Raw genomic sequence first — 9,505 nt, forward strand, 5'->3', positions numbered from 1 at the left:
CGGTAGGCGGGCCACGGAGCCGCTGATAAAGGGAGGTGAGTGTGGCACTGGCCCAGCAGTTCGCCTCGTGGGTCGGCCCCTACCTCGACGTGCGCGCGGAACTACCTACCGCTGGCGGCAGCCGGCGCGGGTTCGCCGACGCCTACCACCGCTACGGCCGCGGCGGCGACGCCGCGATGCGCCGCGACTGGATCTCCGTCTACCGGTGGGCCGAGCACACCGCCCCCGAATTCCGACGCACGCGCAGTGGCCCCGATCCCCGCGGCGGTGGACCGTGTCGGCGGTGTTGCAGGCATGGGCGTGGGCGTCGGCGGTGGGCGGCCAGGTCGCGCGTGGTGTGCCCGTCGTCGAGTTCGGTGGCCGGTCCCTGTCCCTGGCCGCGGGCTATCTTCCCGAATCCACCGTGTGGGGCGTGTTGCGGGAACTGCGGGATATGCCCGGCGCATCGATCCTGCCTACCCGCCCCGGTCGCAGACTCGTTGCCGACCGCTACGCCTTGGTCTCGAACCATGCGCGATCATGGCCCAGGCCGCCACCGCCGTGCGGCTGGGGATCACGGTGCAACGCGCCGAGTTCCTGCTGTTCGAGGCCGCGCTCTTGACGTCCACGGTCGGGCTCAACAGTGGTCCGCACCTGGCCGCCGGTGACTTCGGCCAGCCGAATGTCGCATTCACGGCCGAGGCTGGCCTTCGCGTGATGTACCGGTTGCGGCCGATGACCGGCGTGCCCCACTCACCTGACTGCCGTACGGCAAAGCTCGAGACTTCCGAGGCGGCCGGATCATCTGGACGTCCTGAGCCACGCTGGAGACCGAACCCCATCGGTTCAGTTGGTGTGCGGGTCGTGGTCCGTCGAGGAGCAGTGCGCGAAATCGCGCCAACGGCTGAGCATTCGCCTGCGATATTTTCTACGAGCACGGCGATGGTCACACAGACTCACCGCAGAATTTTCACACTCGCGGCCGGCATTCTGCTGGCTGTTACCGCCGTCACCGGCAGCGCCGCCGCCCAACAAGACCCCAAGCCGCCCAAAGTGTTCTGGTGGGATCGCGACATGCACGCCGGGGACTGCACGATGTTCGCCGGTGCACACTGGGTGCTGAAGTACGATGGCACAGCGCATTTCACCCGCGAGGGTCACCAGCGGCGACGACAACGACGCGTGGCTCATGCACGCACGCTTGGTGAGCGGAAACGGCCGGCACTTGGGTCACCTCGTCGCAGGCGAGCAGCGACCGGTCGATGACAACACCAGATTCGTGATCAATCTGCCCGACTCGGACCAACAATACCCCTGGGAGTTCCACGCGACGTTCCGCCCAGAGGTATTCGACGACATCGGGCGCATCGAATTGCAGAATCACTGCTGAGTCCTCAGCCCGCTCCGTGTGGTCGCTTCGTCTCCGCCGGCCCGGCCCGCTGTGTGCAGCATCGACAATGGTCGTAGCCCAGATCTCCGGCGCAGAATGATCGCTGCGATGAGTTCCGTTGTGGGGCAGCGGTTTCATTTGATAGCGTCTGCGCGGCATGTGAATGTCAGTTGAGTCACTTTTTTGGGGGAACGTTGATCCGGCGGATGACTGTGGTATGCCTGTCTGCTTTCGCGCTGGTAGCGGGGAGCGCGACAGTGGCCGACGCATCGCCTGTCGGTGTGACCGTTCTTCCCCGGCCGGGTGGTCAGTACCTGGTGGGTGAAACCGTTCTGCACTTGGTCGATGCGTCGAGGCAGGACCCGTTCTATGCCGACCGCCAGCGTGAGCTGATGGTGTCGGTGTTCTATCCGACCACTGACGTCGTCAAATATCCGCGGGCCCACTACATATCGAAGACGCTGATCCCGGATCTGGAGAAGCGCTCGGGTGTCGGACTGCCGGGTCTGTTGACCAACTCCTACACCGACGCACCCGCATTGGCGGGGGCGGCCTTCCCGGTGGTCCTCTACTCATCCGGGGCAGGAGACACCCGCGTGTACGGCACCGGCTTGGCCGAGGATCTGGCCAGTCGTGGCTATGACGATATCGACCTGCGCGCCGAAAGCGGTAGCGGATACACCGCAGCCGACCACGCCGCCATGGCGATTTCCTTTCTCCCCAAAGGTTTGGCCGCGCGCGACCTCGACCCAGAGCAACGGCACGTATTACGCCAGCTGATCAGCCTGTTCACCGGTCGTGCGCCGAGAGCACTCGCCGATGCCCACGCTGCGCACTACGAAGCCGACCACGTACTCGACGAGGTCTACTTCGGATGGGCAGGCGGCCTCGAGTCCGGCGAACCGCACTACTACCGGATCCAGGGCCCCGACCTGCTCATCGAATACGACAACACGCAGCGTCACGCCAACCATGCCCACTCGGTCTGGCGCAACCCGCGCTCGGATTTCGGGCTCGACAGCCTGGCCGAACACCGTCGGCGCTCCACGCATTGAGAGGTACGGCAGCAAATGCGGGCAGGAACGGCGGGCAACCTTGTCAGTGCACGCCGATCGCTTTGCTGTCGACTCCCGGGCGAATGTCAGGGCCGCCCGCGCGTCTCCCGTGACCACGCCGACGGCGACCGTACTGTCCCTGACGCTCGTCGCCGAGGCTCGCCCGCCCACTGTTGCCGAATATTTGCCGTACCTGCGTGGCGATGTCATCGAAGCACTCATGACGATCAGATGCCGGACACGGATTTGGTGGTCAGGTATCCGGCCAGCCCCTCGCGGCCGAACTCGCGGCCGATGCCGCTGGCCTTGACTCCGCCGAAGGGCGCGACGGGGTCCATGCTGTAGGCCTGGTTGATGCCGAAGCTCCCGCTGTGGATTCGGCGCGCGACCGCGAGGGCCCGGTCCGGTTCACTCGACCAGACCGAGCCCGACAACCCGTAGTCGGTGTCGTCTGCGATCGCGATCGCCTCCTCGTCACCGGCGTAGGGGATGGCGGTCAGGACCGGCCCGAAGATCTCCTCGCGGGCGATGCGCATCCGAGGGTCGACATCGGTGAAGAGGGTGGGGCGGACGTACCATCCCCGGTCACAGCCGGTCGGCATGTCGGCGCCGCCGACAGCCGGATGCGCGCCCTCGCGGATTCCGGTGTCGATGTAGCCGCGCACCCGGGCCTGCTGGCTTCGGGACACCAGCGGACCGATGTCGGTCGTCTCGTCGAAGGGGTCACCCACGCGCAGCGCCCACACCATCTCGCTCAGTGCCTCGACGTACTCGTGATACCGGCTGCGGGGCAGCAAGATTCGGGACTGCACGACGCAGGCCTGCCCACCGTTCATGAGCGCGGCCACCTTCATCCCCTCGGCGACATGGTCCGGGTCGGCGTCGTCGAGCACCACCGCCGCCGATTTGCCGCCCAGTTCGAGGCTCACCCGGCGCAGCGCGGGCGCACACGCGGCGGCGACCTGGCGGCCCGCGGCGGTGGAGCCGGTGAACGACACTTTGTCCACACCGGGGTGGGCGACGAGATGAGCACCGATGTCGCGGTCGCCGGGCAGGATGCTGACAACTCCGGGTGGGATGCCGCTGTGCCGCAGAAGATCGGCCATGAGGTAGGCGTCCAAAGGTGTTTCCGGGGAGGGTTTCAGCACCACGGTGCATCCGGCCAGCAGCGCCGGGATCAGCTTGGCGACGGTGAGGAACATCGGCATGTTCCACGGCACGATCGCCGCGACAACGCCGACGGGCTCGTGACAGACCAGGATGTCGGCACCGAAGTAGCCGGGCCGGGTCTCCTCCCACGGATAGTTCGCCGCGATGTCGGCGAGCGAGCGCATCATGACTCCGGGGAGCCGGGCGTGCGCGGAGCGCGAGAATCGTAGGGGTGCGCCCATTTCCGCGGTGATCAGCCGCGCGAGTTCGTCCTCGCGCTGGGTGTAGCGGTCGATGAGGCCGCGGACGATGCCGATGCGCTCCTCAGCGCCGAAGCCCCGCCACGGACCGTGGTCGAAGGCTTCCCTGGCCGCGGCCACGGCAAGATCGACATCGCGGACGTCCGGCGCCGCGAGCCGCGCGATCACCGTTTCGGTGTGCGGTGAGACCACCTCGAGGGTGCGGTCGGTGCTGGGCGCCCGCCATTCGCCGCCGATGAACAGGCTGGTGTGTTCGCGCATCGGACAGTCCGGGGTCAGGGCCGGTAGGCGGCGACGTCGCGCAGCAACCGCACGACCGGTGGCGGATCCAGTTGCAAGCCCACCGGCGCGGACATCTCCCCGGACCGGGACTTCTGTCCGAGTGCCGCGCGCACGGCCTCGAGGTCGTCGGCCTCGATCTCGTAGAGGGCGATGTAGCTGGGGTCGCCGTCGACGGTGGCGAGGCGTCGGGCGGCGACGACGCCGTCGAGCTTGCACATCTCGGCGAGGTGGGTGTTCTCATACCAGTCGTGGTAGGCGGCGGCCTCCTCGGCGGAGTTCGGGCGCGATTCGACGAAGAGAATTCCGGTGGGCATTTGCCTTCTCCTGGCGTGACGGGGTTATCGGACGGGCAGCGCGGCCGCGCGGTCGGCGGCCGTATTCTTGTGCACGACACCACCTTTCATCACAAACCGCACGTGTTCGGTGACGGTGATGTCGCGGGTGGGATCGCCGGGAACGGCGATGATGTCGGCGAGCAGGCCGGGGGCGAGCCTGCCGCGATTCTCGGCGCCGACGAGTGCGGCGCTGGTGACGGTGGCCGCGCGCAGCGCTTGGGCGGGGGTCATTCCCCGGTCGACCATCGCCCACAGCTCCTTGGCGTTGTCGCCGTGCGGAACGGCCGGAGCGTCGGTGCCGCAGGCGATCTTGACGCCGGCCTCGATGGCCTTGCCGAGCATGCGCCGCGCCTGCGGGAACACGGTCGCGGCCTTCTCCTGTAGGGCGGGCGGCGCTTTGGACACGTCGAGACCCTCGGACAGGTAGCTGGTCGGAACCAGGAACGTGCCGTGCTCCACCATCATGGCGATGGTGTCGTCACTGGCCAGTGACCCGTGTTCGATGCAATCGACACCGGCCCGGATGCACGCGCGAATTCCGGCGTCGCCGTGCGCATGCGCGGCCACCTTCAGCCCGGCGCGATGGGCTTCGTCGACGATGGCGCGCAGTTCCTCATCGGAGTACTGCTGGGTGCCCGGAGCGGTGCTGTGCGACATGACCCCGCCCGACGCCGAGATCTTGATGACTCCCGCGCCGTACTTGATCTGATACCGCACCGCGTGCCGCACCTGGTCGACGCCGTTGGCCAAGCCCTCCTCCACCGACAGCGGCATGATGTGCGGGGCAAGACGCTGGAACATGGTCGGATCCAGGTGTCCCCCGGTCGGTGTGATGGCATGGCCCGCCGACACGATCCGCGGACCGGGAAACCAGCCCTGCTCGATGGCGCGGTGCAGGTCGACATCGAGCAGGTATCCCCCGGTCTTCACCATCAGCCCGAGGTTGCGGACGGTGGTGAAACCGGCCAGCAGCGTCGTGCGGGCATTGATCGTGGCACGCAGCGTGCGATAGACGGGATCGTCCTGCACCCCGTGCATCGGGCTGGGCAACCCGGAAGGATTCTCCGGGCCGCCGATGAGCAGGTTGATCTCCATGTCCATCAACCCGGGCAGCAAGGTGGTGTCGCCCAGATCGAGCACCGTGGAGTCGGCGGGTTTCACGGTGGGGTCCACCGCCTCGATGTATTCGCCGCGCACCACGATCACGCCGGGGCTGTGCACCTCGCCGGTCACCACATCGACCCAGCGGGCGGCCCGCAGCACGATGGCCTCGGTGCTCATGGCCGTGGCTCGATCAGGCAGTCGAGCATCGCCGCGCCGGAGTCGGGGACGCGAGGCTGGCTCCACACCTCCACCGGAAACGAGACCATCACCATCGAGTACAGCAGCCACAGCAGGCGCCGGGCGTCGTCGGGCAGTTCGTCGAGCGCGAACTCGTCGAGGTATTTCATCGCCGCTTCGGCGCGTGGGGTGATCGCGTCGTAGAAGCGCTGCATGTCCTCCATCGAGCTGGCCAGACGCCGGGCGTAGCGTTCGGGTTCGGTTTCCAGGCACCAGATTTCGGCGAAGGGTTCCAGGTCGGCGAATTCCGCCGGCAGCAGGGCGCTCATCGGGTACCCACCTCGGTGTGCTCGTCCCGGTAGGACTGGACCCACTCGCCGGCGACCTTGTGCAGGTGACGCAGCAAAATCTCCTGGTCGTTGAGCGGGAACGTGGTGACCGCGCGCGATTCGAGCATGGTCTGCGTGGCTTCGAGGGTGTTGCCGTCCTGCAGGGCGTACTCCTTGAAGGTGACCGCCGCCATCTCGTGGGCGACTCGTTCGCGGGGGGTGCGTGCGGGCACGAAGTACAGGTTGCCCTCGAAGATGTGACGATTGTGGCTGGTCGGCCAGTAGTGGTAGGTCAGGTACCAGCCGCCGGACCAGATGAGGATCACGAAGTTGGGCCACAGCTGGAAGGAGTCCAGCCCCCACGGGTCACATTTCGCCGGGTTCAGCCCCGGCGGCATCGGGCCCAGTTCGGGCTTCTCCCATGGCCCGAACAACCCGCTGCGGGTGATGTCCTCCATGGGCTTGCGCATGGTGGGGTCGAGTTCCCATGCGACCACACCGGAGGTGCTGACCAGCCGGTGCGGGCCGTCGAGCTGATAGTGCGGCGCTTCGAATCCGGCCTGCTGGGCGGCGGTGGAGTAGTTGTCCGGCGTCTGCTTCGCGTGCAGCACCGGCGCATGGTAGAACTCCTGGAAGGCGTCCATGTACAGCTTCCAGTTGGCGCCGACCTCGGCCCGATAGTAGTAGCGGTCGGTCATGCGGTCGAAGGGGTAGCCCTCCAGGGCGGTGACCATGGGGCCGAGGAATTCTCGCAGTGTTTGTGGTGGCTGGGCGGCGAGGTTGACGAAGATGAATCCCGCCCACACCTCGCAGTGCACCGGAGCCAGCCCGTACTGGTCCTTTTCGAGGTCGAAGAACTCGCTCTCCTGCTGCACGAACGACAACGCGCCATCGAGCCCATAGCGCCAGCCGTGATACTTACACGTGAACTGCCGACACGTACCGGACGTCTCTTCCTTCGGAAAATCGTTCCAGACCAGTTTGTTGCCCCGATGACGGCAGATGTTGTGAAACGCCCGCACCTGACGCTCCCGGTCACGCACCACGATCACCGAGGTCCGCGCGGCATCGATCTCTTTCGTGAAATAGCTGCCCACCTTCGGAACCTGCTCGACCCGGCCCACATTCAGCCAGGCACGCTTGAAGATCGCCTCCCGCTCCAACTCGAAAAACTCCGGGGAGATGGAGTCCTCATAGGACACCGGGGCGGTGCCCAGGTCCGGGTAGTGCTGGGTCCAACTGCCTTCGGGGGGTTTGGGCCAACCAGGCATGGTCGTCCTCCTGTGCTGTGTTCGGGCCGGGTCACTGGATGGGTTCGTCGCCGAGCACGGTGGTGCGCAGCATCTCCCGTGGCGAATCGGGCTCGTAGGGCGCGGCGCGGTGGATCACGCCGCGGTTGTCCCAGATCACGGTGTCGCCGACGGACCACTCGTGCCGGTACACCCGCTCCGGTGCGGTGCTGCGGGCGAGCAGGTCGTCGAGCAGGGCCCGGCTCCGATCGGCATCCAGGCCCACCACCTCCCCGGCGGAGGCGCCCAGCACCAGCGAGCGGCGTCCGGACCGGTGCGTCCACACGATCGGGTGTTCGCGGACCGGCCGCCGCCGCCACGCCGCGAGCTGCTCGGGGGTTGGGTTCGGCGTGATCCGCCGCTGCGACGCCTCCAGCGAGTGCACCACCCGCAGCCCCGCAAGATGGTTCTGCTCGGTCTCGCTCAGATCGTCGTAAGCCTTGTAGGTGCTGGCGAATTCGGTCTCCCCGCCCGTGGCGGCCACGGCCTTCGCGGACAGCATCGTGGCCATCTGCGGGTAGGCGTCGTCCTCCGGTGTGCACCCGTCGATGTGCCAGTCGAAGGTGGCGCGCAGGTAGCTCGCCGAGGAGTTCTTCGAGGTGTCGAGACTGACCCGGTAGATTCCCTCGACCGGGTGGTGGCCCGCGGAGGTGTCGATCGGTCCGAGGGTGCGGCAGAACGCGACCTGTGTTTCCGGGTCCAGGTGCAGGCTCCGGAAGACGAGCACGCCGTTGTCCTCGAGTGCCTGCTTGATCGCCCCGGGCACGGCAGGGTCTCCCACGAGCTGGTCGGGTGTGAGGCCGACGATCTCGGCGCCGACGTCGTGGCCCAGCTTCTCCACGGTGAGTGTTGTCATGATCGTGTCCTTCGGATTCGGCCCGGTCAGGGCGTGGGCTCGCTGACCCGCTCCAGCCAGGCGTCGGCGCTGTCGACCGGTGCGGGCTGCTGGAAGATCTCCACCGCCATCGCCACCATGACCAGCGAGTAGATGAGGTGGAGCAGGTTGAGGGCGTCGTCGGGCAGTTCGTCGAGGGGGAACTTGTCGCAATAGTCGATGGCCTCGTCCAGGCGGGGGAAGAACGCGTCGTAGAAGGCGTTGAGCTCCTCCATCGTGCCGGCCTGCCGCTGGGCCCATCTGGCCGTCTCGGACTCCAGGCACCAGGTGGGCGCGAACTTCTCGAACTCGGCGAAGGCCGGTGGCAGCATGGGTCCGCTCATCACCGGGCTCCCACGCGCTCGCCGCGGTAGTCGTTCACCCAGTCGGCCACGACCTTGTGGAAGTGCCGCACCAGGATCTCCTGGTCGTTGACCGGGTAGTCGGTGACCTTCGCGGTGCGGTATGCCTGCTCCAACGCGGTCTGGGTGCCGGTCAACATGCCCGCGTCCTGCAACGCGAACTCCTTGAACACGACCGAGGCCACCTCGTGCTCGACGCGTTTGCGCACGGTGTCGGCCGGCTGGAAGCACAGCGTGCCCTCGAACACATGCGTGTTGTACGAGGTGGGCCAGTAGCGGTAGAGCAGGTACCAGCCGCGGTAGAACAGGATCTCGATGTTGGGGAAGATCTGGAAGTTGTCGATCCCCCAAGGCTCGACCCGGCCGGGATTGATGCCCGGCGGCAGTTCACCGATATCCGGGGACTCCCACGGCCCCACCAGCCCGCTGTGGGTGACCCGCTCGATCGGATACATGTACTCGGCGGGCAGCGTCCAACGCCGAGCGCCACCGGTGCTGACCATGCGGTGCGGACCGTCGAGCTGGAAATGCGCGCAGGTGAACCCGGCATCCGGCTTGCGCACCGCCCCGGGGACCTGCTGCGAGTGCAGACCCGGCACGTGGTAGTACTCCTGGAAGGCGTCGGCGAAAAGCTTCCAGTTGCTGTGGTTCTCGGCCCGGAACTCGTACCACTCGGTCATGCGGTCGAAGGGGTAGCCCTCCAGGGCGGTGACCATGGGGCCGAGGAATTCTCGCAGTGTTTGTGGTGGCTGGGCGGCGAGGTTGACGAAGATGAATCCCGCCCACAACTCGCAGTGCACCGGAGCCAGCCCGTACTGGTCCTTGTCGAGGTCGAAGAACTCGCTCTCCTGCTGCACGAACGACAACGCGCCATCGAGCCCATAGCGCCAGCCGTGATACTTACACGTGAACTGCCGACA

At 66.8% G+C, this 9,505-nt stretch carries 11 protein-coding genes; 3 read left to right on the plus strand and 8 right to left on the minus strand.

The genetic code is table 11. The features are described 5' to 3' along the window. Positions 1 to 519 precede the first annotated feature (519 nt). The 3 genes from ACFU5M_RS33120 to ACFU5M_RS33130 all read left to right on the plus strand — a co-directional run bounded on the left by ACFU5M_RS33120 (position 520) and on the right by ACFU5M_RS33130 (position 2,424). Positions 520 to 1,245, plus strand: coding sequence for a hypothetical protein (locus tag ACFU5M_RS33120; RefSeq protein ID WP_379055341.1), 726 nt, complete (start codon positions 520 to 522; stop codon positions 1,243 to 1,245). Next, entirely contained in the window at positions 1,169 to 1,369 is a 201-nt protein-coding gene (locus ACFU5M_RS33125) for a DUF6294 family protein (RefSeq protein WP_379055339.1), read from the plus strand. Before ACFU5M_RS33120 ends, ACFU5M_RS33125 begins: the two co-directional genes overlap by 77 nt. Positions 1,370 to 1,650: 281 nt before the next feature. Continuing rightward, a complete protein-coding gene (locus ACFU5M_RS33130; RefSeq protein ID WP_379055321.1) occupies positions 1,651 to 2,424 on the plus strand; it encodes a DUF3500 domain-containing protein in 774 nt (257 codons plus the stop codon). 227 nt (positions 2,425 to 2,651) lie between these two features. Here the strand turns inward: ACFU5M_RS33130 and ACFU5M_RS33135 are convergent, their stop codons facing one another. The 8 genes from ACFU5M_RS33135 to ACFU5M_RS33170 form a co-directional block, all read right to left on the minus strand. Beyond that, positions 2,652 to 4,094: an aldehyde dehydrogenase gene (locus ACFU5M_RS33135; protein WP_379055323.1), complete on the minus strand. Its 1,443-nt coding sequence runs from the start codon at positions 4,092 to 4,094 to the stop codon at positions 2,652 to 2,654. A 14-nt stretch (positions 4,095 to 4,108) separates the two neighbouring features. Next, positions 4,109 to 4,429 carry a hypothetical protein gene (locus ACFU5M_RS33140; protein ID WP_379055325.1) on the minus strand — a complete coding sequence of 107 codons (321 nt, stop codon included), beginning with the start codon at positions 4,427 to 4,429 and terminating at the stop codon, positions 4,109 to 4,111. Between the two features lie 24 nt (positions 4,430 to 4,453). Then, positions 4,454 to 5,731, minus strand: coding sequence for an amidohydrolase family protein (locus ACFU5M_RS33145; RefSeq protein ID WP_379055327.1), 1,278 nt, complete (start codon positions 5,729 to 5,731; stop codon positions 4,454 to 4,456). Continuing rightward, on the minus strand, positions 5,728 to 6,060 hold the full coding sequence (locus ACFU5M_RS33150) for a hypothetical protein (RefSeq protein WP_379055329.1): 333 nt from the start codon (positions 6,058 to 6,060) through the stop codon (positions 5,728 to 5,730). Before ACFU5M_RS33150 ends, ACFU5M_RS33145 begins: the two co-directional genes overlap by 4 nt. Continuing rightward, the gene (locus ACFU5M_RS33155; protein ID WP_379055331.1) at positions 6,057 to 7,331 is read right to left on the minus strand and encodes an aromatic ring-hydroxylating dioxygenase subunit alpha; all 1,275 of its coding nucleotides are present in this window, start codon (positions 7,329 to 7,331) and stop codon (positions 6,057 to 6,059) included. The genes ACFU5M_RS33150 and ACFU5M_RS33155 overlap by 4 nt, the downstream gene beginning before the upstream one ends. A 31-nt stretch (positions 7,332 to 7,362) precedes the next feature. After that, positions 7,363 to 8,205, minus strand: a complete 843-nt coding sequence (locus tag ACFU5M_RS33160; protein WP_379055333.1) for a TauD/TfdA dioxygenase family protein — start codon at positions 8,203 to 8,205, stop codon at positions 7,363 to 7,365. Between the two features lie 26 nt (positions 8,206 to 8,231). Then, complete coding sequence (locus tag ACFU5M_RS33165) at positions 8,232 to 8,567, minus strand: hypothetical protein (protein ID WP_379055335.1); 336 nt, start codon at positions 8,565 to 8,567, stop codon at positions 8,232 to 8,234. Further along, on the minus strand, positions 8,567 to 9,505 hold a 939-nt coding region (locus ACFU5M_RS33170), incomplete at its 5' end, for an SRPBCC family protein (RefSeq protein ID WP_379055337.1). The genes ACFU5M_RS33170 and ACFU5M_RS33165, both read right to left, overlap by 1 nt.

This window comes from Nocardia sp. NPDC057455 (assembly GCF_042802775.1).
Classification (GTDB): domain Bacteria; phylum Actinomycetota; class Actinomycetes; order Mycobacteriales; family Mycobacteriaceae; genus Nocardia.

Excerpts from the sequence above, each read along its gene's own strand:
- ACFU5M_RS33120 (WP_379055341.1), top strand. The coding sequence starts at position 520 with ATGGCCCAGGCCGCCACCGCCGTGCGGCTGGGGATCACGGTGCAACGC.
- ACFU5M_RS33125 (WP_379055339.1), top strand. The coding sequence starts at position 1,169 with ATGCACGCACGCTTGGTGAGCGGAAACGGCCGGCACTTGGGTCACCTC.
- ACFU5M_RS33135 (WP_379055323.1), bottom strand. The coding sequence starts at position 4,094 with ATGCGCGAACACACCAGCCTGTTCATCGGCGGCGAATGGCGGGCGCCC.
- ACFU5M_RS33140 (WP_379055325.1), bottom strand. The coding sequence starts at position 4,429 with ATGCCCACCGGAATTCTCTTCGTCGAATCGCGCCCGAACTCCGCCGAG.
- ACFU5M_RS33145 (WP_379055327.1), bottom strand. The coding sequence starts at position 5,731 with ATGAGCACCGAGGCCATCGTGCTGCGGGCCGCCCGCTGGGTCGATGTG.
- ACFU5M_RS33150 (WP_379055329.1), bottom strand. The coding sequence starts at position 6,060 with ATGAGCGCCCTGCTGCCGGCGGAATTCGCCGACCTGGAACCCTTCGCC.
- ACFU5M_RS33155 (WP_379055331.1), bottom strand. The coding sequence starts at position 7,331 with ATGCCTGGTTGGCCCAAACCCCCCGAAGGCAGTTGGACCCAGCACTAC.
- ACFU5M_RS33160 (WP_379055333.1), bottom strand. The coding sequence starts at position 8,205 with ATGACAACACTCACCGTGGAGAAGCTGGGCCACGACGTCGGCGCCGAG.
- ACFU5M_RS33165 (WP_379055335.1), bottom strand. The coding sequence starts at position 8,567 with ATGAGCGGACCCATGCTGCCACCGGCCTTCGCCGAGTTCGAGAAGTTC.